This is a genomic window from Streptomyces sp. NPDC048331, assembly GCF_043201215.1.
GTDB lineage: Bacteria > Actinomycetota > Actinomycetes > Streptomycetales > Streptomycetaceae > Streptomyces.
In genome coordinates, this window is record NZ_JBICYT010000003.1 from 317,623 (window position 1) to 342,218 (window position 24,596).

21 protein-coding genes are annotated in these 24,596 nt (G+C 72.7%); 11 read left to right on the forward strand and 10 right to left on the reverse strand.

Annotated features, from left to right (window positions below; genetic code table 11):
• Positions 1-8: 8 nt before the first annotated feature.
• The 3 genes from ACGFYY_RS07420 to ACGFYY_RS07430 are packed head-to-tail and all read left to right on the forward strand — an operon-like array spanning position 9 to position 1,994.
• Positions 9-1,109 (forward strand): FAD-dependent oxidoreductase, encoded by a 1,101-nt coding sequence (locus ACGFYY_RS07420; protein ID WP_393707540.1) that lies wholly within the window; start codon positions 9-11, stop codon positions 1,107-1,109.
• Between the two features lie 11 nt (positions 1,110-1,120).
• Positions 1,121-1,525, forward strand: a complete 405-nt coding sequence (locus tag ACGFYY_RS07425) for a nuclear transport factor 2 family protein (RefSeq protein ID WP_365266380.1) — start codon at positions 1,121-1,123, stop codon at positions 1,523-1,525.
• 28 nt (positions 1,526-1,553) lie between these two features.
• Positions 1,554-1,994, forward strand: a complete 441-nt coding sequence (locus tag ACGFYY_RS07430; RefSeq protein WP_393707541.1) for a VOC family protein — start codon at positions 1,554-1,556, stop codon at positions 1,992-1,994.
• Positions 1,995-2,091: 97 nt separating this feature from the next.
• Here the strand turns inward: ACGFYY_RS07430 and ACGFYY_RS07435 are convergent, their stop codons facing one another.
• The 3 genes from ACGFYY_RS07435 to ACGFYY_RS07445 all read right to left on the reverse strand — a co-directional run bounded on the left by ACGFYY_RS07435 (position 2,092) and on the right by ACGFYY_RS07445 (position 5,816).
• Positions 2,092-2,955 (reverse strand): hypothetical protein, encoded by an 864-nt coding sequence (locus tag ACGFYY_RS07435; protein WP_393707542.1) that lies wholly within the window; start codon positions 2,953-2,955, stop codon positions 2,092-2,094.
• 71 nt (positions 2,956-3,026) lie between these two features.
• Positions 3,027-3,890 (reverse strand): endolytic transglycosylase MltG, encoded by an 864-nt coding sequence (gene mltG / locus ACGFYY_RS07440; RefSeq protein ID WP_393707543.1) that lies wholly within the window; start codon positions 3,888-3,890, stop codon positions 3,027-3,029.
• A gap of 63 nt (positions 3,891-3,953) precedes the next feature.
• On the reverse strand, positions 3,954-5,816 hold the full coding sequence (locus ACGFYY_RS07445) for an ABC transporter ATP-binding protein (protein ID WP_393707544.1): 1,863 nt from the start codon (positions 5,814-5,816) through the stop codon (positions 3,954-3,956).
• 167 nt (positions 5,817-5,983) lie between these two features.
• Here ACGFYY_RS07445 and ACGFYY_RS07450 point away from each other — a divergent pair, with 167 nt between their 5' ends.
• From ACGFYY_RS07450 to ACGFYY_RS07465, 4 genes are all read left to right on the forward strand, one after another.
• Entirely contained in the window at positions 5,984-6,436 is a 453-nt protein-coding gene (locus tag ACGFYY_RS07450; protein WP_393707545.1) for a MarR family winged helix-turn-helix transcriptional regulator, read from the forward strand.
• A 41-nt stretch (positions 6,437-6,477) separates the two neighbouring features.
• Positions 6,478-9,414 (forward strand): FAD-binding and (Fe-S)-binding domain-containing protein, encoded by a 2,937-nt coding sequence (locus ACGFYY_RS07455; protein ID WP_393707546.1) that lies wholly within the window; start codon positions 6,478-6,480, stop codon positions 9,412-9,414.
• A gap of 160 nt (positions 9,415-9,574) precedes the next feature.
• The gene (locus ACGFYY_RS07460) at positions 9,575-11,473 is read left to right on the forward strand and encodes an ABC transporter transmembrane domain-containing protein (protein ID WP_393707547.1); all 1,899 of its coding nucleotides are present in this window, start codon (positions 9,575-9,577) and stop codon (positions 11,471-11,473) included.
• Positions 11,470-13,251, forward strand: a complete 1,782-nt coding sequence (locus ACGFYY_RS07465; protein WP_365266405.1) for an ABC transporter ATP-binding protein — start codon at positions 11,470-11,472, stop codon at positions 13,249-13,251. The genes ACGFYY_RS07460 and ACGFYY_RS07465 overlap by 4 nt, the downstream gene beginning before the upstream one ends.
• A 61-nt stretch (positions 13,252-13,312) precedes the next feature.
• Here ACGFYY_RS07465 and ACGFYY_RS07470 read toward each other — a convergent pair whose 3' ends face one another.
• Positions 13,313-14,104 carry a metal-dependent hydrolase gene (locus ACGFYY_RS07470; RefSeq protein WP_365266408.1) on the reverse strand — a complete coding sequence of 264 codons (792 nt, stop codon included), beginning with the start codon at positions 14,102-14,104 and terminating at the stop codon, positions 13,313-13,315.
• 144 nt (positions 14,105-14,248) lie between these two features.
• On the opposite strand from ACGFYY_RS07470, the gene ACGFYY_RS07475 reads away from it, so the two are divergent.
• The 3 genes from ACGFYY_RS07475 (at position 14,249) to ACGFYY_RS07485 (ending at position 18,202) form a co-directional block, all read left to right on the forward strand.
• Positions 14,249-16,771, forward strand: coding sequence for a DEAD/DEAH box helicase (locus ACGFYY_RS07475; protein WP_393707548.1), 2,523 nt, complete (start codon positions 14,249-14,251; stop codon positions 16,769-16,771).
• Between the two features lie 79 nt (positions 16,772-16,850).
• The gene (locus ACGFYY_RS07480; protein WP_393707549.1) at positions 16,851-17,729 is read left to right on the forward strand and encodes an acyl-CoA thioesterase; all 879 of its coding nucleotides are present in this window, start codon (positions 16,851-16,853) and stop codon (positions 17,727-17,729) included.
• Between the two features lie 71 nt (positions 17,730-17,800).
• On the forward strand, positions 17,801-18,202 hold the full coding sequence (locus tag ACGFYY_RS07485; RefSeq protein ID WP_365266417.1) for a YchJ family protein: 402 nt from the start codon (positions 17,801-17,803) through the stop codon (positions 18,200-18,202).
• Here ACGFYY_RS07485 and ACGFYY_RS07490 read toward each other — a convergent pair.
• Together ACGFYY_RS07490 and ACGFYY_RS07495 are read right to left on the reverse strand one after the other, a co-directional pair.
• Positions 18,166-18,978, reverse strand: a complete 813-nt coding sequence (locus tag ACGFYY_RS07490) for a DUF6397 family protein (RefSeq protein WP_393707550.1) — start codon at positions 18,976-18,978, stop codon at positions 18,166-18,168. The two genes, ACGFYY_RS07485 and ACGFYY_RS07490, sit on opposite strands and share 37 nt — an antisense overlap.
• Positions 18,979-19,141: 163 nt before the next feature.
• Positions 19,142-19,540, reverse strand: coding sequence for a roadblock/LC7 domain-containing protein (locus ACGFYY_RS07495; protein ID WP_030009154.1), 399 nt, complete (start codon positions 19,538-19,540; stop codon positions 19,142-19,144).
• 106 nt (positions 19,541-19,646) lie between these two features.
• Between ACGFYY_RS07495 and ACGFYY_RS07500 the strand changes: the two genes are divergently transcribed.
• Positions 19,647-20,084 (forward strand): PPOX class F420-dependent oxidoreductase, encoded by a 438-nt coding sequence (locus tag ACGFYY_RS07500; RefSeq protein ID WP_393707551.1) that lies wholly within the window; start codon positions 19,647-19,649, stop codon positions 20,082-20,084.
• 25 nt (positions 20,085-20,109) lie between these two features.
• Here ACGFYY_RS07500 and ACGFYY_RS07505 read toward each other — a convergent pair whose 3' ends face one another.
• Genes ACGFYY_RS07505 through ACGFYY_RS07520 form a run of 4 tightly spaced genes read right to left on the reverse strand, consistent with a single transcriptional unit; the run spans position 20,110 to position 24,333 of the window.
• Positions 20,110-20,772 carry an ATP/GTP-binding protein gene (locus tag ACGFYY_RS07505; protein WP_375137936.1) on the reverse strand — a complete coding sequence of 221 codons (663 nt, stop codon included), beginning with the start codon at positions 20,770-20,772 and terminating at the stop codon, positions 20,110-20,112.
• Complete coding sequence (locus ACGFYY_RS07510) at positions 20,769-21,149, reverse strand: DUF742 domain-containing protein (RefSeq protein ID WP_393707552.1); 381 nt, start codon at positions 21,147-21,149, stop codon at positions 20,769-20,771. The genes ACGFYY_RS07505 and ACGFYY_RS07510 overlap by 4 nt, the downstream gene beginning before the upstream one ends.
• A 17-nt stretch (positions 21,150-21,166) precedes the next feature.
• The gene (locus ACGFYY_RS07515) at positions 21,167-21,610 is read right to left on the reverse strand and encodes a roadblock/LC7 domain-containing protein (protein ID WP_365266429.1); all 444 of its coding nucleotides are present in this window, start codon (positions 21,608-21,610) and stop codon (positions 21,167-21,169) included.
• On the reverse strand, positions 21,610-24,333 hold the full coding sequence (locus tag ACGFYY_RS07520) for a nitrate- and nitrite sensing domain-containing protein (protein ID WP_393707553.1): 2,724 nt from the start codon (positions 24,331-24,333) through the stop codon (positions 21,610-21,612). The genes ACGFYY_RS07515 and ACGFYY_RS07520 overlap by 1 nt, the downstream gene beginning before the upstream one ends.
• Positions 24,334-24,596: the final 263 nt, after the last annotated feature.

Here is a 24,596-nt window from a genome sequence, read left to right on the forward strand (position 1 = left end):
TGAACAACATGACGTGGAACGCCGACGTGGACGTGGACGTGGTGGTCGTCGGTGCCGGGCAGGCGGGCCTGTCCAGCGCCTACCACCTCGGCCGTGCGGGGATCGAGCACGTGGTCCTCGACCAGGCGCCGCGCCCGGGCGGCGCCTGGCAGTTCCGCTGGCCCTCGCTCACCTACGGCAAGGTCCACGGCATGCACGCCTTGCCCGGCATGGAGCTGACGGGCGCCGACCCGCTCCGGCCGTCCTCGCAGGTCGTCGGGGAGTACTTCGCCGCCTACGAGGACCGCTTCGACCTGCGTGTACGCCGCCCCGTGGACGTGTCCGCCGTACGCGAGGGGGAGGCGGGGCGGCTGCGCGTGGAGACCTCGGCCGGCATCTGGTCGGCCCGGGCCCTGATCAACGCCACCGGAACCTGGGACCGGCCGTTCTGGCCGCGCTACCCGGGCCAGGAGACCTTCCGCGGCCGTCAACTGCACACCGCGAACTATCCGGGGCCGCGGGAGTTCGCCGGGGCGCGAGTGATCGTCGTCGGCGGTGGCACCTCGGCGGTGCAGCACCTGTTGGAGATCGCCGAGGTGGCGGCGGGAACCACCTGGGTGGCCCGGCGGCCCCCGGTCTTCCGCGACGGAAGCTTCGGGGAGGCCGAGGGCCGGGCCGCGGTGGCCCTGGTGGACGAGCGGGTGCGCCGGGGACTGCCTCCGCAGAGCGTGGTCAGCGTGACGGGACTCCCGCTGAACGACGCCGTCCGGGCCGGTCTGGCCTCGGGCGTGCTCGACCGGCGGCCCGTCTTCGACCGGATCACCCCCACCGGCGTCGCCTGGGCGGACGGGAGCCACGTGGACGCGGACGTCATCCTGTGGGCCACCGGTTTCCGGGCGGCCGTCGACCACCTGGCCCCGCTGCGCCTGCGCGAGCCGGGCGGCGGCATCCGGGTCGAGGGGACCCGCGCCGTGCGCGACGGGCGGATCCACCTGGTGGGCTACGGCCCGTCGGCATCGACCGTCGGAGCCAACCGCGCGGGCCGCGCCGCGGTCCGCGAGATCCGCCGGCTCCTGAGACACGAAACGGCGGGAGCGCCGGTCGGCCGATCCGCTCGCCTGCCCGCGTAGGGTCGACGGGCATGACCACCCCCTCACCGGCGCAGACCGTACAACGCCTGTTCCCGCTGCTGGCCGAAGGGAGGAGCGCGGAAGCCGCGGCTCTGTTCGCCGACCCGGTGTCGTTCTCGATCCCGCATCCGCCGGGCATCCCCTGGGTTCCCGAGGTCGACTCCCCCGACGGCATGCGAACGTTCTTCGACCTGCTGCGGACCCATGTGCGGACCAAGGAGTTCGATCTCCGCCAGGTGATCGCCGAGGGCGACGACGTCGTGCTCCTCGGCCGCATGGTGTCCGAGGTCCGGAAGACCGGCCGGGACATCGACACCGCGTTCGCGCTGCACGCCACGGTCCGGGACGGTCGGATCACCCGCTATCACCTCTACGAGGACACCTACGCGGTGGCCGAGGCCTACTTCGGCGACTGATCGGCCGCCGGCGTTCTACTGTGCTCGCATGGAACAGCGCATCACCCTGGTCACCCTCGGGGTTTCCGATCTCGCCCGCGCGAAAGGTTTCTACGGGGCCCTGGGCTGGCGGGGGCAAGAGGTCGAGAAGACGGTCTTCTTCCAGGCCGGCGGGCTCGCACTGGTGCTGTGGGACCGGGACGAGCTGGCACGCGACTGCGGGGTCGAGCCCCGACCGGTCGGCGGGTTCGGCGGGATCGCGCTCGCCCACAACGTCCGCTCCGAGGCCGAGGTGGACGAGGTGCTGGCCTCGGTACGGCGGGCGGGCGGCACCGTCACGAAGCCCGCGGCCCTCAACGCGATCGGGTTCTACTCCAGCGCTTTCACGGACCCGGACGGCCATTGCTGGGAAGTCGCGCACAACCCCGGTTTCCCCCTCGCCGCCGACGGCTCGCTCACCCTGCCCGATTTCGGCGGCCCGAAGACCTGATCGAGGCCGCGGGACACGACGGACCGACCGGCGGACCGGCGGACCTGCGGGCGGACCGGCGGACCGGCGGACCGACCGGCGTGGCCCCGCTCGCCCCTCACATGGCCAGGACGGGGAACTCCCGGTCCGGGGTGGAGGCGGCCTGCGCCCCCTCGTCCACGTAGACGCGGACCGTCCCGTCCCGCACGTCGACGACCGGGTCCCGCCAGTTCTCGGTGGGTCCGGGGACCAGGACGTGCGGGATCCTCGACTCGGCGTCGTAGACCAGGAGCGACACGATGTCGTAGAGCCATTGGCCGATGGAGGTGTACCCCTGCTCGGGATGATCGTCCGGGCCGCCGATCCGGATGACGTAGAACCGCCCGTCCAGCCAGTGGCCGCCGTTGTCCAGCCACTCCCCCTCCAGGACGGGAACACCGTCCACCCACAGTCGTGCCCGGTCGGGGCCGCCCAGGAGCAGCATCACCGCGCTGTGGCGGTCGTCGTCGCTGAAGCGGACCCGGATCTCGTGCGAGCTGTAGCAATCGATGAAGGAGCTGCACGCCCCCGGGACGGGTCCGCTGCGGCGGTAGGGGCGGTCGTCCGACCGCGGCTCGGGGTCCTGCCCGCAGATCTCGGGGGTTCGGCAGGCCCGGTCGACACGCCGGGAACAGCCGAGCCCCATGGCCGCGAGATCGCGCGGGGCCGCCCGGGAGAGCAGTTCGGCGAGGCGTTCGCGGTATCGCTCCTCGCCGACGAGCGGAACGAGGTCGTTCTGCTTGTGCCACCACAGGTACAGGTCCACACCGGCCGGGGACCGGGCCAGCCAGTCCGCCCAGGCCGCCGTCCGACCTCCCCAGCGTTCTTCGATCGCATGCCGCCGGGCCGTTTCGGCCCGCTCGGCCTGCTCTGCGCGGGCGGGCTGCTCGGCGCGGGCACCCGGCCCGCCTCGCGGCGGCTTCGCCTTCCATGGCCAGTTCACGGCTCAGGCCCCCTCGGTCGACGCGTCCGGCAGGTCGCCGATCGTAGGGCCGCCGCCGGGGCCGGCGCCCCTCATTTCCCGGGGGGCCCGGCCTGACCTGTGCGGGAGCCCTTGCTCGCGTGGATCCGGTTGAACTCCGCGACGTGCTTCTTGTGTTCCTCGTAGGTCGCCGAGAAGCGGGTGTCGCCCGGCTTGACGGTGACGAAGAACAACCAGTCGCCGTGCGTCGGGGCGACCGCTGCCGCCATCGCCTCCAGTCCGGGGCTGTCGATCGGCGTGGGTGGCAGTCCCTGGCGTTCGTAGCTGTTGAAGGGGCTGTCGATCCGGGTGTCGCTCAGCTTGGTGTCCAAGGTGCTGCGGTTCAGCGCGTAGTTGATGGTGGAGTCCATCTGGAGCGGCATCGACTTCGCCAGCCGGTTGTGCACCACGCGTGCGACCTTGCCCATATCGGCACGGCCGTCGACCTCCGCCTCGATGATGCTCGCGAGGGTGGCCGTCTGGTACGGGGTCATCCCGTGGGCCTTGCCGCCGTCGGCGACCGCCCGGGTGGCGAGCTTCCGGTTCGCCGTCCGCACCATGTGCGCGAGCAGGGTGGCCGGGGTGGACTTCGAGGTCACGGGGTACGTCGCCGGGAAGAGAAAGCCCTCCGGATTGCCCCTGGCCTCCGCGGGCAGTGCCAGCCCGGCGGTGGCCACCGCCGTCTTCGTGGATCCCGGCGGAAGCTTCAGCTCGTGGTCGATCGCGGCGTACACCTGGGGGGCCCGCCAGCCCTCCGGAATCGTCAGCCGACGCGGCGTCTCCGGCACGTCGCCACCGCGCAGCATCGGTATCAGGACCGCCGCGCCCAGGGCGATCAGCGTGCCGAGGAAGAGCGCCAGCCGGCCCCGGCGGGTCAGCCGGGAACGGCGCTGCGGCGGCCGGTACTCATGACGCATGCGGGAACGCTAACCCGCGATTCGTCACATTTCCGGCACCTGACCCGTGCGTCGGTCATACCGTCACACATTCACCGGAGCCAGCTGGACGCCCTCCGGCGGCTCGGGCGCCGGCTGGGCGTCCCGGTCCCGGCGGACCAGCGCCGCGTACCGACCGTCGACCTTCAGCAGCTCCTCGTGGGTGCCGCGTTCGGCGATGCGCCCGGCGTCGAGGACCACGATCTGGTCGGCGTCGCGGACGGTGGAGAGGCGGTGGGCGATGGTGATGGTGGTACGTCCCGCGGAGAGGTTGTCGATGGCCCGCTGGACGGCGTGCTCGGTACGGGTGTCGAGGGCGCTGGTGGCCTCGTCGAGGATCAGCACCGGCGGATCCCGCAGGATGGTGCGGGCGATGGCCAGGCGCTGCTTCTCGCCTCCGGAGAACCGGTAGCCGCGCTCGCCGACCAGGGTGTCGTACCCGGCGGGCAGGGAGGCGATGTGGTCGTGGATCTGAGCCGCGCGGGCCGCCTCGGTGATCTCCTCGTCGGTGGCGTCCGGCTTGGCGAAGCGCAGGTTGTCGGCGACGGAGGCGTGGAAGAGGTACGTCTCCTGGGAGACCACGCCGATCGAGCGGGCCAACGAGTCGAAGTCGAGGTCACGCACGTCCACCCCGTCGAGGGCGACCCGTCCGCCGGTGACGTCGTAGAGCCGTGGCACCAGGTAGCTGAGCGTGCTCTTGCCGGAGCCGGTCGGGCCGACGACGGCGAGGGAGCCGCCGGCCGGGACGGTGATGTCGATCCCCGAGAGGGTCGGGCCGTTCTCGGCGTCGTACGCGAAGTGCACGTCCTCCAGGGTGACCTCGCCCTTGGCCCGGTCCAGGCGCACCGCGTCCGCGCGCTCGGTGATGTCGACCGGGAGGTCGAGGTACTCGAAGATGCGGGCGAACAGCGCGAGGGAGGTCTGTATCTGCACACCGGTCGACAGCAGGCTCACGGCGGGCCGGAACAGGCCCTGCTGGAGCGTGACGAAGGCGACGAGGGTACCGACGGAGAGCGAGGGTGCGCCCGTCTGGAGGGCTATGCCGGCCGCCCAGTAGATGAGCGCGGGCATCGCGGCCATGACGATGCCGATGGTGGACATCCGCCAACGCCCGGCCATGCTGGAGCGCACCTCGAGGTCGACGAGCTTCTCCGACTCCGCGGAGAAGGCCTCGGTGAGGGACTCGGAGCGGCCCATGGTGCGGCCGAGCAGGATGCCGCTCACCGAGAGCGACTCGGTGACCGTCGCGGCCATGGCGGCCATCTGCTTCTGCCGCTTCGTCGTGATCCGCTTGCGCTCATGTCCGACCCGCCGGCTGATCCACACGAAGACGGGCAGCAGGAGCAGCGAGACCACGGTGAGCCGCCAGTCGAGCGCGAGCATGGCGACCACCGTGGCGATGACGGCCGTCAGGTTCGAGACGAGCGAGGTCGCGGTGGAGGTGACGGTGGCCTGCATGCCACCGATGTCGTTGGCGATGCGGGACTGGACCTCTCCTGTGCGGGTCCGCGTGAAGAAGGCCAACGGCATCCGCTGGAGCTGCGCGTAGACGGCGGTGCGCAGGTCGTGCATGACGCGCTGGCCGACGGTGGTGGAGATGAAGGTCTGGAGCACGCCGAAGACGCTGGTGACGACGGCGGTCAGGATCATGCCGAGCGCGAGCAGGCTGAGCAGCCCCGTGCGCCCCTGCGGGATCGCGACGTCGAGTATCTCGCGGAGCATGAACGGCGAGGCGACGCCGACCAGCGAGGAGGCGCCGACCAGCAGGCCGACGACGGCGAGCCGGCCGCGGTAGGGCCGGAACAGCCCCACGATGCGGCGCAGCTCACGCGGCTGCTCCGCCGGGGCGGGACGGGCGGGGTCGATGGGGTCTTTCGATGGGATCCACTTCGGTTCGTCGTGCGGCATGGGCACCCTCTCGGGGGTCGGAGGTCGGTGGTCGGGTTCGACCGTCGGATCCGGCGGTCGGGGCGGTCGGTCTGCGCGAAGGTCCCCTTCGGTGAGGTCGCGACCATGGGAGCATAGGTTATTGTTACCTATGTTCACAATGAACGGCATCCTGATATCGTTCCCGCATGAGCTCCGCCTCCGACAGCGATCGCCTCCTCGCCGAACAGCTCCTGCGCCTGACGCGCAGGCTGCACCGGATCCAGAAACGCCACATGGTGCCGCTCGGGATCACTCCCGCCCAGAGTCGTTTGCTGCGCCTCGTCTCGCACTACGAGGGCGAGCAGGCACCCCGTATGGCGGATCTCGCCGCCCGTCTGGAAGTCGTCCCGCGCGCGGTGACCACCCTCGTGGACGGCCTGGAGGCGGCCGAGTGCGTACGGCGCGCGCCCGACCCCGCGAACCGCCGCGTCATCCGGATCGAGCTCACCGACACCGGTCGCGCCACGCTGCGGCAGCTGCGCAACGCGCGAACCGACGCGGCGGAGGAGATCCTGGCTCCGTTGACCGCCGACCAGCGCGAAGTGCTCGGCGGGCTGCTGAACGCCCTGTCGGACGCCCCGGCGGAGCGCACCTGCTGAGTAGGCCACCCGAGGGCCTCGACGACGCGAGGGGGCCGCAGATGCCGTTGCTGGAACCGAAGCCGGGGGCGCTGCGCCCCCGGGGCATCGGCGGCCCCGCCCCTGACCGGCTCCCCGGGCACCGGGCCGGCGGCACGCCCGAGCCGCTGCGCACCGAGCTGACCGAGCTGCTCGGCCCCGAGAAGGTGCTGTGGAAGGTCTCCGACCTGGTCCGCTATGCCTCCGACGCCTCCCCGTACCGCTTCGTCCCCCAGGTCGTGGTGATCGCCGAGGACATCGACGACGTCTCCGCGGTGCTCTCGTACGCCCACGGCCGGCAGCGCGACGTCGTCTTCCGGGCCGCCGGCACCTCGCTCAACGGCCAGGCCCAGGGCGAGGACATCCTGGTCGACGTACGCCGCCACTGGGCCGGGATCGAGGTGCTGGAGGAGGGCAGGCGGGCCCGGATCCGGCCCGGCACCACCGTGGCCCGGGCGAACGCGGCCCTCGCCCGGTACGGCCGGATCCTCGGCCCCGACCCGGCCAGCGCCGCCGCCTGCACCCTGGGCGGGGTCGTCGCCAACAACGCGTCCGGCATGACCGCGGGCACCACCCGCAACTCCTACCGCACCCTCTCCTCCCTCACCTTCGTCCTGCCCGGCGGCACCGTCGTGGACACCGCCGACCCACTGGCCGACGAGGAACTGGCACGCGCCGAACCGGCCCTGTGCCGCGGGCTGCTGGAGATCAAGCGGGAGATCGAGGCCGATCCCGCGCTGGTCGCCCGGATCCGCGCCAAGTACGAGATCAAGAACACCACCGGCTACCGCCTCGACGCCTACCTGGACGGCACCACCCCCGTCGAGATCCTGCGCGGGCTCATGGTCGGCTCGGAAGGCACCCTCGGCTTCATCTCCGAGGTCGTCTTCGACACCCTCCCGCTGGAGCGCGAGGTCTGCTCGGCCCTGCTGTTCTTCCCCTCGCTGCCCGCGGCGGCCGCGGCGGTGCCCCTCTTCAACGCGGCGGGCGCCGTCGCCGTCGAACTGATGGACGGCAACACCCTGCGCGCCTCCGTCAGCGTCGCGGGGGTGCCCGCCGATTGGGCCGACCTGCCCCGGGAGACCACGGCCCTGCTCGTGGAGTTCCGGGCTCCGGACCGGGCCGGCCGGGACGCCTGCGCGGAACGGGCCGCCCGGCTCCTCCACGGGATCGACCTGGTCGCCCCGGTGGCCTCGATCACCAACACCTTCACCGCCGACCCGAAGACCGTGGGCGGCTACTGGCAGGCCCGCAAGGCCTTCGTCACCGCCGTCGGCGGAGCCCGCGCCCGGGGCACCACCTTGATCACCGAGGATTTCGCGGTGCCTCCGGGCCGGCTGGCCGAGGCCTGTGAAGCACTCCTCGCCCTCCAGGCGGAGCACGGCTTCGACGCGGCCGTCGCCGGTCACGCGGCCCACGGCAACCTGCACTTCCTGCTCGCCTTCGACGCCGCCGACCCGGCCGACGTCGAGCGGTACGGGGCCTTCATGGACGCCTTCTGCCGGCTCACCGTGGAGCGGTTCGACGGCTCCCTGAAGGCGGAGCACTCCACGGGCCGCAACATGGCCCCCTTCCTGGAGCTGGAATGGGGCCCCGCGGCCGCCGCCCTGATGTGGCGCACGAAGCGGCTGGTCGACCCGGACGGCGTCCTCGCGCCACGCGTCCTCCTCGACCGCGACCCGCGCGCCCATCTGCGCGGCCTGAAGACCATTCCGCAGGTGGAGGCGGTGGCCGACCCGTGCATCGAGTGCGGCTTCTGCGAACCGGTCTGCCCCAGCCAGGACCTGACGACCACCCCACGCCAGCGGATCGTGCTGCGCCGTGAGATGACGCGCCAGCAGCCCGGCTCCCCCGTGCTGGACGGACTGCTCGCCGCCTACGGCTACGACGCGGTGGACACCTGCGCGGGCGACTCCACCTGCAAGCTCGCCTGCCCGGTCGGCATCGACACCGGGGCGTTGATGAAGGACTTCCGCCGCCGCCGGCACGGCCCGCGCGAGGAGGCCGCCGGCGCGCTGGCCGCCCGGCGGTTCGGGGCCGCCGAGTCCGCCGCCCGGCTGGCGGTCGCGGCCGCCGACCGGATCCCGTCCCGGGTCGGGGACCCCCTGCTGGCGGCGGTCACCGGGGCCGCGCGCAAGGCCGTACGTCCGGACCTGGTCCCGCGGTGGCTCGCGGAGCTCCCGGGCGCCGCGGCGCGGCGACTGCCCGCGACCCGGCGGGTGGGCGCGTCGGCCGTGTACTACCCGGCCTGCGTCAACCGGATCTTCGGCGGCCCGCAGGGCCGGTCCGGTCCCTCGTTGCCCCAGGCCGTGGTGGCCGTGTCGGAACGGGCCGGCCGGCCCGTCTGGATCCCCGGTGACGTCGGCGGCACCTGCTGCGCGACGATCTGGCATTCCAAAGGCTACGAGGCCGGTACCCGGGTGATGGCCAACCGGATCGTCGAGGCGGCCTGGGGCTGGACGGCGGGCGGGCTGCTGCCGCTGGTCGTCGACGCGTCCTCCTGCACGCTGGGCATCGCGCGCGAGGTGGTCCCGTACCTGACTCCGCGGAACCGGGCCCTCCACGCGGAGTTGCGGGTCCTCGACTCGATCGTGTGGGCCGCCGAGGAGTTGCTGCCCCGTCTGGAGATCCGACGCACGGTGGGCTCCGCCGTGCTCCACCCCACCTGTTCGATGCGGCACCTGGGCGACGAGGACCGGCTGCGGGCGGTCGCCGAGGCCTGCGCCGAGGAGGTGGTGGTCCCCGACGACGCGGGTTGCTGCGCCTTCGCGGGCGACCGGGGCATGCTGCATCCCGAGCTGACGGCGTCGGCGACGGCGCGCGAGGCGAGGGAGGTGACCGCGCGGGCCTTCGACGCCCATCTGTCGGCGAACCGGATGTGCGAGGTGGGCATGGACCGGGCGACGGGACGGACCTACCACTCGGCGTTACTCGAACTGGAGCGCGCCACCCGTCCCTGAGCGCCGGGGCGTGCGACCCCCGTGACCAGGTGCCACGTCGCCGACCGCCGCCGTAAACCTGCTGGCCGCGGCGGGCACCCCGCGGAAAATCGATTGCCCGGCACCGGCCCGGAAGGCGAACCTTGCACGGTTTGGACCACTCGACCAGTCATGGGGCGTCATGCAGATCAGCGATCTTCCGTATCCGGATCCAGGGGTACCCGACGCTCGGTCCGGCCCCCGGTTCCTGCTGTGGCTGGGGCGCGGTCAACTCGGCGGACAGGCCAAGAGCCTGTGCTGGGGCATGCTGCACTTCACCGGTGTCGCCGCCCTGCCGTACGCCGTGGGCCTCGGTGTCGACGCCGTGGTCGACCACGAACCGAACCGGCTGCTGCTCGCCGGCGCGCTGCTCCTGGTCATCGGTGTCGCCATCTCGGTCGGCGACTCGATGCTCCACCGCACCGCCGTCACCAACTGGATCACCGCCGCCGCCCGGGTGCAGCAGCTCCTCGCGCGCAAGACGGCCGAGCTGGGCTCCGCCCTCACCCGACGGGTCGCCGCGGGTGAGGTGGTCGCCGTGTCCACGGGCGACGTGGAGAAGATCGGATGGTTCGTCGAGGCGGTCTCGCGCTTCCTCGCGGCTCTCTTCTCCGTCGTCCTCGTCTGCGTGGGCCTGTTGTTCCTGGCCCCCGAGCTGGGTGTGGTCGTCGCCGTCGGCGTCCCGCTGATCGCCCTGTCACCGCTGCCCCTGCTGCCGCGCGCCACCCGACGCGCGGACGTCCAGCGGGAGAAGGCGGGCAAGGCCACGGAGCTGGCCTCCGACACCGTCGCCGGCCTGCGCGTGCTGCGCGGCATCGGCGGTGAGGAACTCTTCCTCGGCCGTTACCGCGAGGCCTCGCAGCAGGTCCGCGAGGCGGCCGTGCGCAGCGCGCGGATGTGGGCGCTGATCTCGGCGATCCAGGTGGTCCTCCCGGGCGCCCTGATGATCACGGTGGTCTGGTACGGCGCCACGCTCGTCTCGGACGGGCGCATCGCGGTGGGCGAACTCGTCGCCGTGTTCAGCGCGGTGGCGACCCTGCTCTACCCGCTGCGGCATTTCCAGGAGATCGCCATGGCGTACTCCTTCTCCCGTCCGTCCGCCAAGCGCGCCGCCCGGGTGCTGTCGCTGAACCGGACGGACGCCGTCGCCGCCGAGCACCCCGCGCGCACCGAGCCGGTGCGGGCACCGGCCCCCGGCGGGGACCTGTACGACCCGCGGACCGGGCTGTTGGCTCCCGCGGGACGGTTCACCGCCGTCGTGTGCGGGGACCCGGACCTGGCGGGGCGGCTCGCCGAACGCCTGGGCGGCCACGCGATGGACGAGGCCGCCGCTTCGGACGCCGGGGCGGATGTCTCGGCCGAGGCCACGGCGGAAGCCGCGACCGGCACGGCCGGTGCGCCGTCCGTGCTCCTCGGCGGGGTCGCGCTGGACGAGCTGGAGCTGGACACCGCGCGCACCCTGGTCCTCGTACAGGACAAGGATCCGGTGCTGCTGTCCGGGACCCTGCGGGAGCTGTTCGACGTACCTGCCTCCGGAGCGGTCGAGTCCGCCGCGGCGTTGGGCGCGGCCCAGTGCGCGGACGTCCTGGACGCGCTGCTGCAGTCGGCGCCGGACGGGGTCGAGGACCCGATGGACGCTCGGATCACCGAACGTGGCCGGTCCCTGTCGGGCGGCCAGCGCCAGCGCCTCGCGCTGGCACGGTCCCTGGTCACGGACCCGGAGGTCCTCGTGCTCGACGAGCCGACCTCCGCGGTCGACTCGCACACCGAGGCGCGGATCGCGGACGGCATCGGCGCCCTGCGCGCCGGACGGACCACGGTGGTACTGGCGTCCTCGCCGCTGCTGCTGGACCGCGCCGACCGGGTCGTGCTCATCGACGGGGGAACGGTGGCGGCCGTCGGTACCCACCGCGAGCTGCTGCGGCGCGAGCCGCGCTACCGGGCGGTCGTCACGCGCGAGACCGACGAGGAGCAGCGGCTCGGCCGACCGGAACTGACGGAACTGGAAGAAGTACTCACAGAGATCGAGGAATCCGCATGATCGGCGTGGCGCCGCCGGAGTACGATCCGGCCGCCCCGGAGTCGGCCGCGACCCTGCCCGTGGGCACGTCGGCGACCGTACGGGGCTATGTGCGCGGCCTGTTCCGGCGCCACCGGAGAGCCTTCGTGGTGCTGGTGAGCGTCAACGCGGCCGCGGTGATCGCCTCCATGGCCGGCCCGTACCTGCTGGGCCAGGTCGTGGACGACCTCTCGGCCGGGGCGCGCGAGCTGCATCTGGGGCGTGTCGCGCTGCTGTTCACGCTGGCACTGGCGGTCCAGACGTTCTTCGTCCGGCTGGTCCGGCTGCGCGGGGCGATGCTCGGCGAGGAAATGCTGGCCGATCTGCGCGAGGACTTCCTGGTGCGGTCGGTGGGTCTGCCGCCGGGCGTGCTGGAGCGGGCCGGTACCGGTGACCTGCTGTCGCGGATCACCACCGACATCGACCGGCTGGCGAACGCCATGCGCGAGGCCGTGCCGCAACTGACCATCGGCGTGGTGTGGGCGGGTCTGCTGTTCGGGGCGCTCGCGGTGACCGCGCCACCGCTGGCGCTCGCCGCGCTGGTGGCGCTGCCGGTGCTGGTGATCGGCTGTCGCTGGTACTTCCGGCGGGCGCCGTCGGCGTACCGCTCGGAGGCGGCCGGCTACGCGGCGGTCTCGGCCGTGCTCACCGAGACGGTGGACGCGGGCCGCACGGTCGAGGCGCACCGCCTCGGGCCGGAGCGGATCGCGCTGTCGGAACGGCGGATCTCGCAGTGGGTGGCGTGGGAGCGGTACACACTCTTCCTGCGGACGGTCCTCTTCCCGGTCATCAACGTCACCTTCGTGACGATCCTCGGCTCGGTGCTGATGATCGGCGGGTTCTGCGTGATGCGGGGCTGGATGTCGGTCGGACAGCTGACCACGGGCGCGCTCCTCGCGCAGATGCTGGTCGATCCGATCGGTCTGATCCTTCGCTGGTACGACGAGCTGCAGGTCGCCCAGGTCTCGCTCGGCCGCCTGGTGGGCGTGCGGGAGATCGAACCGGACGCCGGGGACGCGAAGGTGGCGCCCGAGGGTCGGGACGTGCGGGCCCAGGAGGTCCACTTCGGTTACCGGGAGGGCGTGGACGTCCTGCACCAGGTGTCGATGGACGTGCCGCCGGGTACCCGGATGGCGCTGGTCGGCCCCTCGGGGGCGGGCAAGTCCACCCTGGGACGGCTGCTCGCGGGCATCTACGCGCCCCGGACCGGCGAGGTCACCCTCGGTGGGGCACGGCTGTCGCGGATGCCCGCGGAACGGGTGCGGGAGCACGTGGCCCTGGTCAACCAGGAGCACCACGTGTTCGTGGGCACGCTGCGGGACAACCTCCGCCTGGCGCGGACGGACGCCGGGGACACCGAGCTGTGGGCGTCGCTGGCCGCGGTGGACGCCGACGGTTGGGCCCGGGCCATGGAGGCCGGTCTGGACACCGAGGTCGGTTCCGGCGGCACGGTGCTGACCCCGGCGCAGGCGCAGCAGATCGCACTGGCCCGGCTGGTGCTGGCCGATCCGCACACGCTGGTGCTGGACGAGGCCACCTCGCTGCTGGACCCGCGCGCGGCCCGGCACTTGGAGCGCTCGCTGGCCCGGGTGCTGGACGGCCGTACGGTCATCGCCATCGCCCACCGGCTGCACACCGCGCACGACGCGGATGTGATCGCGGTGGTGGAGGGCGGCCGGATCAGCGAACTCGGCTCGCACGACGAGCTGGTCGCGGCCGACGGGGCGTACGCGGCCCTGTGGCGCTCCTGGCACGGCTGAGCCGGGCCACCGAAACACCGGGCGGCGGAGGTGACCGGTCCCTCCGCCGCCCGGTCTCCTGTCAGATGAAGCCGAGGGCCGAGGCTCCGCCGAAGCCGCCCAGCAGGATGAACACCGGCATGAGGACCTTCAGCTCCACCCAGCTGCCGGCACGGAAGCGCATCGCCTTCGGCGGGCCGATCGGGTACCAGCGCTTGCCGGCGATCGGCAGCGGCCACAGGACCGGGCAGCCGGAGACGGTGAGCGCGTCGCCGATGTCGTGGACCAGGGCCCCGAGGACGATCGGCAGGCCGAGCCAGAGGTACTCCTGGCCCGTACCGGTGAACAGCCAGTTCGCACCGTTGCCGGGCTGGTCGAGCACCCCGGCCAGGATCCAGGCGCTGGTCGCGCCGAGCAGCCAGACCAGGACGTCGCTGGACATCCGGGCCGCCCGCCACAGCAGCCCCTCGACCGCCAGCACCAGGTGCACGAAGAGCAGGGCGAGCACGCCCCAGCGGTCGGCGCTGACGGCGAGCAGGGAGGACCCTCCGCCGATCAGCACGGCCCACAGCCAGGTGTGTGTCAGGGTGCGGTGGCCGCCGGTGCGGCGGGCGTCCTTCTTGGAACGGGTGCCCTTGTAGACGGCGTAGGAGATCTTGTCGACCACCTCGCACACGCCTTTGGAGAGCGGTCCGAAGGCGCGCGAGATCGTCGCCGACTTGTGGTCGAGGTCGGGGGCGAGGGCCGCCCCGGCGCAGATCAGCGCGCCGACGACGAGGACCGGCCAGGGCATGGGATGGCCGGCGGCCGCGGTGGCCGCTCCCACCCCCAGCCAGGCCGCTGCACCGGACAGTGAGTGCGCCGGACCCATCATGGTCGTTTCCCGCCCCGCTGGTGTGTGTTCGGGCCCGGTCGACTGGTTCGTGGGGGCCGCATCGACGGCACAGCGTACCGGCGGTGATCTTCGTTCCGTCCGCCGGTTCCCTGATCCGGGGGTAAGCCAGGCAAGATGGGGGGTGTGACCCTCATTGATCAGCTCCCGCCGAACGCCGACCCCGACGCCCTCTTCGAGGCTTTCTCCTCGTGGGCCGAGGACCAGGGCATCACCCTGTACCCGGCTCAGGAGGAGGCGCTGATCGAGGTCGTCTCCGGGGCGAACGTCATCCTGTCCACCCCCACCGGCTCCGGCAAGAGCCTGGTGGCGGCCGGCGCGCACTTCACCGCCCTGGCGCAGGACAAGGTCACCTTCTACACGGCCCCCATCAAGGCGCTGGTGTCGGAGAAGTTCTTCGACCTGTGCAAGCTCTTCGGCACCGAGAACGTCGGCATGCTGACCGGCGACGCCTCCGTGAACGCGGACGCCCCGGTGATCTGCTGCACCGCCGAGGTGCTGGCCTCCATCGCCCTGCGCGACGGCAAGCACGCCGACATCGGCCAGGTCGTGATGGACGAGTTCCACTTCTATGCCGAGCCGGACCGCGGCTGGGCCTGGCAGATCCCGCTGCTGGAGCTGCCGCAGGCGCAGTTCGTCCTGATGTCGGCGACCCTCGGCGACATGAAGCGGTTCGAGGAGGACCTGACCCGGCGCACCGGCCGGCCCACCTCGGTGGTCCGCTCCGCGACCCGGCCCGTCCCGCTCTCCTACGAGTACGTCACCACCCCGATCACCGACACGATCACCGAGCTGCTGGAGACCCGGCAGGCCCCCGTCTACATCGTGCACTTCACGCAGGCCCAGGCGGTCGAGCGGGCGCAGTCGCTCATGAGCATCAACATGTGCACGCGCGAGGAGAAGGACAAGATCGCCGATCTGATCGGCAACTTCCGCTTCACCACCAAGTTCGGCCAGAACCTCTCCCGCTACGTCCGGCACGGCATCGGCGTGCACCACGCGGGCATGCTGCCCAAGTACCGCCGCCTCGTCGAGAAGCTCGCCCAGGCCGGTCTGCTGAAGGTCATCTGCGGTACGGACACCCTCGGGGTCGGCGTCAACGTCCCGATCCGTACGGTGCTGTTCACCGCCCTGACCAAGTACGACGGCAATCGGGTCCGCACGCTGCGCGCCCGGGAGTTCCACCAGATCGCGGGGCGCGCCGGCCGGGCCGGCTTCGACACCGCGGGCTATGTGGTCGCCCAGGCCCCCGAGCACGTCATCGAGAACGAGAAGGCGCTCGCGAAGGCCGGCGACGACCCGAAGAAGCGCCGCAAGGTGGTGCGCAAGAAGGCTCCCGAGGGCTTCGTCGCCTGGTCGGACACCACCTTCGAGAAGCTCATCGCCGCCGACCCGGAGGCGCTCACCTCGCGCTTCAAGGTCACCAACATCATGCTGCTGTCGGTGATCGCCCGGCCGGGCGACGCCTTCCAGGCGATGCGCCACCTGCTGGAGGACAACCACGAGCCCCGCAAGGCCCAGCTGCGGCACATCCGCCGGGCCATCGCGATCTACCGCTCGCTGCTGGACGGCGGTGTGGTCGAGAAGCTCGACACCCCGGACGCGGAGGGCCGCACCATCCGGCTCACCGTCGACCTCCAGCAGGACTTCGCGCTCAACCAGCCGCTGTCCACCTTCGCCCTGGCCTCCTTCGACCTGCTGGACCCGGAGTCCCCCTCCTACGCGCTGGACATGGTCTCCGTGGTGGAGTCCACGCTGGACGACCCGCGGCAGATCCTGGCCGCCCAGCAGAACAAGGAGCGCGGCATCCAGGTCGGCCAGATGAAGGCCGACGGGATCGAGTACGAGGAGCGGATGGAACGGCTCCAGGACGTCACCTATCCCAAGCCGCTCGAAGAGCTCCTCTCGCACGCCTACGACGTGTACGCGAAGAGCCACCCGTGGGTGCGCGACCACCCGGTCTCGCCGAAGTCGATCATCCGCGACATGTACGAACGCGCGATGACCTTCACCGAGTTCACCTCCTTCTACGAGCTGGCCCGTACCGAGGGCATCGTGCTGCGCTACCTGGCGAGCGCGTTCAAGGCGCTGGACCACACGATCCCCGACGACCTCAAGTCCGAGGACCTCCAGGACCTGATCGCCTGGCTCGGCGAGCTGGTCCGCCAGGTCGACTCCAGCCTGCTGGACGAGTGGGAGCAGCTGGCGAACCCGGAGGTGGAGACGGCGGAGCAGGCCCAGGAGAAGGCCGACCAGGTCAAGCCGGTCACCGCGAACTCGCGCGCCTTCCGTGTCCTGGTCCGCAACGCCATGTTCCGTCGGGTGGAGCTGGCCGCCCTCGACCACGTCAACGTGCTGGGCGAGCTGGACTCCGAGTCCGGCTGGGACGCGGATGCCTGGGGCGAGGCCCTGGACGGGTACTGGGACGAGTACGACGACCTGGGCACCGGCCCCGACGCCCGCGGCCCCAAGCTGTTGCAGATCGAGGAGGACCCGGCGCACGGCCTGTGGCGCGTCCGCCAGACCTTCGCGGACCCCAACGGCGACCATGGCTGGGGCATCAGCGCCGAGGTCGACCTGGCCGCCTCCGACGAGGAGGGCCGGGCCGTCATCCGGGTCACCTCGGTCGGCGAGCTCGGAGCGCTCTGACCGTCCACCGCACCCCGCCGTACCCGCCCGCCCCATCGGACCTGCCGGACCCGCCGGACCCGACCGTGGAGATCCTCTGATGACGAACCCCGCCGAGAGACTGGTCGATCTGCTCGATCTGGAGCAGATCGAGGTCAACATCTTCCGCGGCGCCAGCCCGCAGGAGTCGCTCCAGCGCGTCTTCGGCGGGCAGGTGGCCGGCCAGGCGCTGGTGGCCGCGGGACGCACCGTCGAGAGCGACCGCCCGGTGCACTCGCTGCACGCGTACTTCCTGCGCCCCGGCATCCCCGGGGTGCCGATCGTGTACCAGGTGGAGCGGGTGCGCGACGGGCGGTCCTTCACCACGCGCCGGGTCACCGCGGTCCAACAGGGCAAGACGATCTTCAATCTCACCGCCTCCTTCCATCAACCGGAGGAGGGTGGCATCGAACACCAGCTGCCTCCTCACCACGTTCCTCATCCGGACACGCTCCCCAAGCTGGCGGACGAGATCCGCGAGCACCTCGGGGCGCTGCCGGAGGCGCTGGAGCGGATGGCCCGCCGCCAGCCCTTCGACATCCGGTACGTCAACCGGCTCCGCTGGACTCCCGAGGAGCTCAAGGGATCCGATCCCCGCAGCGCGGTGTGGATGCGTGCGGTCGGCCCGCTGGGCGACGACCCCCTCATCCACACCTGCGCCCTCACCTACGCGAGTGACATGACCCTCCTCGACGCCGTGCGCATCCCGGTGGAACCCCTGTGGGGCATGCGCGGTTTCGACATGGCTTCGCTGGACCACGCCATGTGGTTCCACCGGCCCTTCCGTGCGGACGAGTGGTTCCTGTACGACCAGGAGTCGCCCATCGCCCACGGCGGCCGTGGTCTGGCCCGGGGCCGCATCTACGACGTGGAGGGAAGGCTGCTGGTGTCCGTGGTCCAGGAGGGCCTCTTCCGCCCGTACGCCGCCAAGCCGTCCTAGCCGGCCCGGCCGACCCCGCAGACCCGGCCCACCCGGACGTCCGAGCCCACCCCGAAGAACTGAGCACACCCATGCCCACCCCTGCCGTCCCCTGCCCCTGCGGGCTGCCCGCCCCCTACCAGGAGTGCTGCGGCCCCTTCCACTCCGGTGCTCGCTCGGCGCCCACCGCCGAGCGGCTGATGCGCTCCCGGTTCAGCGCCTTCGCCGTGGGCGACACCGCCTACCTGCTGCGCTCCTGGCACCCCGACACCCGTCCGGACCGCCTCGACCTGGATCCCGAACAGCGCTGGGAGCGGCTGGAGATCCTCGCAGCCGAGCGCGGCGGGATGTTCGAGACGGAGGGCTCGGTGGAGTTCCGCGCCCACTACCGCGAGGGCCGGCACACCGGCTCGCTGCACGAGCACAGCGGCTTCTCCCGCGAGGGCGGAGCCTGGGTCTACGTCGGCCCCCTCTCCCCCGTCGACTTCGACTGACCCCGCGCCCCCGCCAGGGCGAAGTCCAGGCTGGTGCGGTACCAGTGGATCTCGTCCGGCGGGCCGGCCTTCAGCAGTCCCGCTGCCACCTCGGCAGCCGCCGGAACCTGCGGGTGCCCGTACGGCGGGGGCGGGCCGAGGGCGGCCAGGAGGATCCGCTCCCCCGGGTCGGGCACGGCCTTCAGCAGCTCGTCCTCGGGGAGCACGGAGGCCAGCACAGCGGCACGCTCCCACGGGTCGGCGGTTCGTCCCAGCAGCAACCCGATGTGCCGCCCACGCCACTTGCGCGGGCGCAGATCCGACTTGGCCGCCATCAGCTCCCGGTCCGCCGAGGGCGCGATGCCGCGCAGCAGTGCGGGCTCACGCGCGGCGAAGCTTCGTAGCTCCGTGGTCAGATAGAGCCACACCACGGCCCGGTACCGGTTGATCCGATAGCCGACCGGGGTCACGTGCCCGCAGCGCGCGAGCCGTGTGAAGCGGCTCGGACCGACCCCCACCACCTCGGCCGCGGCCTCCGCCCCGGCCACCGTCTCGACCTGCTCGCGCAGCGCGCCCGGCGGGCCCGCCGCCGACCTGATCCGGTCCAGCTCTGCCCGTGCGTAGCGCGCGGCGCCGCCGAGGGCGCGCGGCCCGGCCCGGACGATCCCCAGCTGGACGGCCCTGGCGAACTCGCCTCGGCTCAGCCCCAGTTCATCGGCGGCCTGCGCGCCTCCCAGCAGCACGTCCGCGGCACCGCCGGCCATGTCGTCCCGAAGTGCGATCCCCATCTGCGTCATCACGGTCCTCCCCCACGAGCAGCGATTACTCTGTGTGAAGAACGTAACTCAACGCAATGACACCCCGCGAGGCCTGTGGACAACTCCCCGAGCGGCATCGCACTCGGCCCCGCCCACCCCTGCCCGCCCCGGCCCGACCGGGCCCGGCTCCGCTCGATGCGACTCAGCCGCCGGTGATGCGTCGTTCCGCGACACCCAGGTGCTCGCCCACCCGGTTGACCAGCAGCGTCATCTCGTACGCGACCTGGCCGATGTCCGACTCGGCGGCGCTGAGCACGCACAGGCTGCTGCCCGCGCCCGCCGCCATGACGAAGAGGGCTCCCTCGTCGTACTCGATCATCGTCTGCCGTACCTCGCCGGCCCGGAAGTGGCGACCGGATCCCTTGGCAAGGCTCTGCAGGCCGGCCGCGACGGCGGCCAGGTGTTCCGCGTCCTCCCGCGCCAGCCCCGCGCTCGCCCCCGTGACCAGGCCGTCGTTGGACAACACCACCGCGTGCCGCACCTGCTGGACCCTGCGCGTCAGGTCGTCCAGCAGCCAGTCCAGTTGCTTGTCCAGTGCCATTCCCAGCCCCTCCCCGTCGACGTCGGCCACTCGGCCGCGCCCCACCCCGCGTACTCGTGCCGCAAGCCTTCCCCACCAGCGCCTTTCGGGCAAGGAGGATGTCCCCATGGCGAAGAAGATGACTCAAGAGGAATGGCGGGCATTCGTCTCGCACTCCAGCCGCACCGGAAAGCTCTCCACCGTGCGCGCGGACGGAAGTCCGCACATCGCTCCCATCTGGTTCGTGCTCGACGGCGATTCCTTCGTCTTCAACACCGGGAAGGACACCGTCAAAGGGCGCAACCTCGCCCGCGACGGCCGGGTCGCGCTCTGCGTGGACGACGACCGGCCGCCTTTCTCGTTCGTGATCCTGGAGGGGCGTGCCGAGATCACCGAGCACGGCGACGGCCCCGACGAACTGCTCACCTGGGCCACCCGGATCGGCGCCCGGTACATGGGCGAGGAGCACGGGGAGGCCTTCGGTCGCCGCAACGCCGTCCCGACCGAGCTCCTCGTCCGGGTGCCCATCGCCAAGGTGATCGCCCTCGCCGGCATCGCCGACTGACATCCGCCCCCGCCGACCGGCCGGTTCACACGGAATCGGCCTGCGGCTCCACCGAGTCCAGCAGCCGGGCGGTGTGCACCCGCCCGGCGTACTCGACCAGCCTGATCAGGACTTCCTTCCCCGAGTCCCGGTCCCGCGCGTCACACAGCACCACCGGGGTCCCCTGCTCCAGGTCCAGCGCCCGCGACACGTCGTGCGCCCCGAACCGCCGGGCGTCCGTGAAGCAGTTCACGGCCACCACGAAGGGGATGCGCCGGTGCTCGAAGTAGTCCACCGCCGGGAAGCAGTCCTCCAGCCGCCGCGTGTCGGCGAGGACCACCGCGCCCAGCGCGCCCTGCGACAGCTCGTCCCACAGGAACCAGAACCGGTCCTGCCCCGGCGTGCCGAACAGGTACAGGGACAGCCCGGATCGGATGGTGATCCGCCCGAAGTCCATGGCCACGGTCGTGGTCGTCTTCTGGGCCACACCACCCGTGTCGTCGACCAGTTCACCGGCCTCGCTCAGCGCTTCCTCCGTCCGCAGCGGCCGGATCTCGCTGACCGCTCCCACCAGCGTGGTCTTGCCCACCCCGAAGCCGCCCGCGACCAGGATCTTCAGCGCGAGCGCGGCCAGTTCGGGGTCCTCGCCCGGACCGGGGTCCACGCCCGGGGCCGGTCCGGCAGATCGGTCGTCATGCTGTCCCATCAAAGCGCTCGCAATCCCTCGATGACTTCACGCAAAATCCGCTCGTCCGGCAGTTGTGCGGGCGGTACGGGCCGGCTGACCTTGACGTGCCCGCCCTCCAGCAGGTCCCCGAGCAGCACCCGCACCACCCCCACCGGCAGGTCGGCGTCGGCGGCGAGTTCGGCCACCGACTGGGTCTCGGACCGGCACAGTCCGAGCAGCGCCCGGTGCTCGGGGCCCAGCAGGGACTCGGCCACCTCGTCCGTCCCGTCCGGATCGACCACGACCAGCGCGATCAGGTCGAAGCGGACCCCGTGGGGTCCCGGCTTCGTACGCCCGCCGGTCATGGCGTACGGACGGACGAGCGGCCCCGCCTCGGCGTCGTACCACTGGCCGTTCATGTGCCCGACCGCCGCCCTCAGCCTGCGGCCGGCGGGCGCGCCGCGAACCGGGGCGGGGTGTAGAGGTGCTCGCCGACCCGCTTCACCAGTCGGGCCATCTCGTAGGCGATCAGGCCGATGTCGGCACTGGCGGCGCTGAGCACGGCCAGGCAGGAACCGTCGCCGGCGGCCGCGACGAACAGGAAGCCGTCGTCCATCTCGACCATCGTCTGGCGCACGCCCCCGGCATGGAAGTGCCGGCCCGCGCCCTTGGCCAGGCTGTGGAATCCGGACGCCACGGCGGCCAGGTGCTCGGCGTCCTCCCGGCTGAGCGCGCTGGAGGCGCCGACCGCCAGGCCGTCGTTGGAGAGGACCACGGCGTGCCGGACCTCGCGGACCCGGAGCACCAGGTCGTCGAGCAGCCAGTCCAGTTCGCCGGACCTGCGGCCGCCGTCGAGGTCGATCCGTTGGTGTTCGATCATCACACTTCTCCTTCGCTACCTGAGTGAGGGGAGTTCTCCTGGGCGCCACGGACCCAGCCGGCCCGGTAGGCCGCCATCCGGTCCCGGGCCTGCTCCGGGCTGCGGCCCGGCGGCTCCTCGGGTGGCCGGGACGCGGCCGGGGCCTGGGGGGTGGGTGCTTCCCGGAGCTGCGGAACGAGGCTGGCCTGGCGCACCCGGCGCGGCAGTTCCGTCACAGAGGCCGGGGGCGCCGCGGCGGCCGTCCGGGTACGGGCGCCCGCGCCACCGGCGGCGCGCGGCCGGAGCGAGGCCACCGGGGCCGGGCGGGGCTCCTCGCCCACGGGTTTCGGGGCCGGGGCCTGGGCGTGGGCGGGAGCCTCGGGCTGCGCGTCCTCCCGTACGACGGTGATGGCGGGCGGCTGTTCGGCCTGCGCGACCGCCTTCGGAGCCGGGGAGGAGGACACGGAAGAGGACGAGGACGAGGCACGGGCCGGGGCCGGGGACGAGGCACGGGCCGGGGCCGGGGACGGGGCACGGCCCGGAGCGGGCGCCGCCGGCTCCGGTCGCGCGGCCGGGTCGGTCTCCCGGGCCGCGGCGGAGCCCGAAGCCGAACCGTGGGCGGCAGCGGCGGCGGAAGCTCCGGCGGCCGGGACTCCGGCGGGGGCTCCGGCGGGGGCTCCGGCAGGGGCTCCCGCCGTGATCGCGCTCTGGAGCATGGAGTTGGGCAGGAGCACCACCGCGGTGGTGCCACCGTAGGGCGACGTGCGCAGGTGCACCTTCACTCCGTGGCGCGCCGAGAGCCGACTGACCACGAAGAGCCCGAGCCGGTCGCTGTCGAAGAGGTCCAGCGACTCGGACTGCTCGATGCGACGGTTGGCGTCGCCGAGGGTTTCGGTGCCCATGCCGAGTCCGCGGTCCTCGACCTCCAGGACGTAACCGGCCCCGACGGGTTCGCCGCTGACCCTGACCTTGGTGTGCGGCGGGGAGAACTGGGCGGCGTTCTCGATGAGTTCGGCGAGCAGGTGGGTGAGGTCGGCGACGGCGCCCCCGACCACGGCGGCTTCCGCCAACTGCCGCACCTCGATGCGCGGGTAGTCCTCGACCTCGGAGACGGCGGCCCGCACCACGTTCGTGAGCGGGACCGGCATCCGCCAGGCCCGGCCCGGGGTGGCACCCGACAGGATGATCAGGCTCTCCGCGTGCCGGCGCATCCGGGTGGTCAGGTGGTCGAGGCGGAAGAGGTCGCCGAGTTCGTTCGGGTCGTCGGCACGCCGCTCCATCGAGTCGAGCAGGGTGAGCTGCTTGTGTACGAGGACCTGGCTGCGGCGGGCGAGGTTGACGAAGACGCCGGAGATCCCGCCGGCGAGTTCCGCCCGCTCGACGGCGGCGCTGAGCGCGGCCCGGTGGACGGTGCCGAGCGCCTCGCCGACCTGGGTGATCTCGTCCTCGGCCGGCGGCCCGGGCGGGGTCTCGGAGGCGACGTCGATCTCCTGGCCGGCGCGCAGCCGTTCCATCGCCTGCGGGAGTTTGCGGTGGGCGATCTCCAGGGCGGTGTTGCGCAGCGAGACGAGTTCGACGACCAGGGCCCGGCCGATCCGGACCGAGATGACGAGGGAGGCGGCGACCGCCACCAGGCCCAGGAGCACGGCGGCCCCGGCCGGGGTGAGCGCCCCTTCGGTGAACGGGTCGGCCCGGTCGGCGGCCGCGACCTGCGCCCCCGCCTCGACCTCCCGCATCGAGGAGGCGACGGCCAGGTACGCGGCCTCCCATCCGGCGGGCACCCCACGGCTCTCCTTGGCGGTACCGGCGGCCAGCGCCCGGTCCTCGGCGCCGGTGAGGTCGGCGTAGGCCGCGCTCTTCGCGGCGGACTCCCAGACGGCCTGCTGGTCGGCGGGGAGGTCGCGTGCGGCGGATTCGGTGAGCGCGCGGCGGGACTCGACGGCGCCGGTCAGCTGCCGAAGCGTTTCGGCGGTGCGCGGGCCGGAGGCGGCGAGCAGCGCGTCCTCGCGGGACAGCAGTTCGGCGGCCCGGGAGAACTCGAGCAGGACCCGGGCGTCGGGGCCGAGTTCGGCCTTCTCCCCACCGGTCAGCGCGCCGCCGACGGCGAAGGCGGAGTCGACCACGCGGGTGTAGATCGTGTAGGCCGCCTCGGGGGTGGCGCGGCGGTCGACGATGTCCTTGCGCGAGGAGCCCAGGCCTTCGGCGGCGGCGACGAACGCCTCCAGCCGGACCACGATGTCGGAGCGGTAGTCGCCCGAGTCCGCGACGGTGTGCCGGTCTCCGAGGCGCAGCCGCTGCACGGCGGCATCGGTCCGGCGGCCCTGCTGGTCCAGGGCGCCTTGGTCGGAGGCGGGGTCGGCGAGGAGCCGAACGGCGGCGCGGCGCTCGGCCTGGAGCTCGGTGACGGCGGCCGCTACGGGCGTGCGTATCTCGGTGTCGACCTGGTGGACGCGGCCGAGCCGGGCCATGTCCTGGGCGGTGTTGACGGTGGCGAAGGCCCAGAGGGCGAGGAGCGAGACGACCGGGACCATCAGCAGCGAAACGATCTTCGCGCGGACCGTGGCGGGACGCAGCCGCAGTCGGGGCCGGGGTCCGCTCGCGCGCGCGGCGGGCGGGTAGCTCGGGTGGTCCCGCAGTTCCGCGGGTTCCTCGGCCGGCGGCCCGGCGTGGGCCCGGCGGCCGCGTGCCGGGGGCGCGGGCAGCCTCGGCGCCGCTGCTTCCGGTTTTCTGCGGGGTGTTCGCATGGGCTCCTCGTTCCGGGCGGTGCCTACGGGTGCGGTGGGGCGGGGGCAGATGGGGCGGTGGGCCAGGGGGGCCAGGGGGTGGCGGCCGGTGCGCGGTGGTGCGGTGCGGTGGCGCGGGATCCGGGCGGTCGACGGACGGCCCGTGCGCGGCCGAGGGGCCGGGGTCGGGGACCGCCGGTGCACCGGCCGGTGGACGCCGCCGGTGCACCGGCGGTGCGCCCGGCCGGTGCACGCGGTCGGTGCGCGGGACCGGTACCCGTCGC

What these genes read in the sequence shown, in the direction of transcription:
- ACGFYY_RS07420 (WP_393707540.1), top strand. Translation starts at nt 9, where the DNA reads ATGACGTGGAACGCCGACGTGGACGTGGACGTGGTGGTCGTCGGTGCC.
- ACGFYY_RS07425 (WP_365266380.1), top strand. Translation starts at nt 1,121, where the DNA reads ATGACCACCCCCTCACCGGCGCAGACCGTACAACGCCTGTTCCCGCTG.
- ACGFYY_RS07430 (WP_393707541.1), top strand. Translation starts at nt 1,554, where the DNA reads ATGGAACAGCGCATCACCCTGGTCACCCTCGGGGTTTCCGATCTCGCC.
- mltG (WP_393707543.1), bottom strand. Translation starts at nt 3,890, where the DNA reads ATGCGTCATGAGTACCGGCCGCCGCAGCGCCGTTCCCGGCTGACCCGC.
- ACGFYY_RS07445 (WP_393707544.1), bottom strand. Translation starts at nt 5,816, where the DNA reads ATGCCGCACGACGAACCGAAGTGGATCCCATCGAAAGACCCCATCGAC.
- ACGFYY_RS07450 (WP_393707545.1), top strand. Translation starts at nt 5,984, where the DNA reads ATGAGCTCCGCCTCCGACAGCGATCGCCTCCTCGCCGAACAGCTCCTG.
- ACGFYY_RS07455 (WP_393707546.1), top strand. Translation starts at nt 6,478, where the DNA reads ATGCCGTTGCTGGAACCGAAGCCGGGGGCGCTGCGCCCCCGGGGCATC.
- ACGFYY_RS07460 (WP_393707547.1), top strand. Translation starts at nt 9,575, where the DNA reads ATGCAGATCAGCGATCTTCCGTATCCGGATCCAGGGGTACCCGACGCT.
- ACGFYY_RS07465 (WP_365266405.1), top strand. Translation starts at nt 11,470, where the DNA reads ATGATCGGCGTGGCGCCGCCGGAGTACGATCCGGCCGCCCCGGAGTCG.
- ACGFYY_RS07470 (WP_365266408.1), bottom strand. Translation starts at nt 14,104, where the DNA reads ATGATGGGTCCGGCGCACTCACTGTCCGGTGCAGCGGCCTGGCTGGGG.
- ACGFYY_RS07480 (WP_393707549.1), top strand. Translation starts at nt 16,851, where the DNA reads ATGACGAACCCCGCCGAGAGACTGGTCGATCTGCTCGATCTGGAGCAG.
- ACGFYY_RS07485 (WP_365266417.1), top strand. Translation starts at nt 17,801, where the DNA reads ATGCCCACCCCTGCCGTCCCCTGCCCCTGCGGGCTGCCCGCCCCCTAC.
- ACGFYY_RS07490 (WP_393707550.1), bottom strand. Translation starts at nt 18,978, where the DNA reads ATGACGCAGATGGGGATCGCACTTCGGGACGACATGGCCGGCGGTGCC.
- ACGFYY_RS07495 (WP_030009154.1), bottom strand. Translation starts at nt 19,540, where the DNA reads ATGGCACTGGACAAGCAACTGGACTGGCTGCTGGACGACCTGACGCGC.
- ACGFYY_RS07500 (WP_393707551.1), top strand. Translation starts at nt 19,647, where the DNA reads ATGGCGAAGAAGATGACTCAAGAGGAATGGCGGGCATTCGTCTCGCAC.
- ACGFYY_RS07510 (WP_393707552.1), bottom strand. Translation starts at nt 21,149, where the DNA reads ATGAACGGCCAGTGGTACGACGCCGAGGCGGGGCCGCTCGTCCGTCCG.
- ACGFYY_RS07515 (WP_365266429.1), bottom strand. Translation starts at nt 21,610, where the DNA reads ATGATCGAACACCAACGGATCGACCTCGACGGCGGCCGCAGGTCCGGC.
- ACGFYY_RS07520 (WP_393707553.1), bottom strand. Translation starts at nt 24,333, where the DNA reads ATGCGAACACCCCGCAGAAAACCGGAAGCAGCGGCGCCGAGGCTGCCC.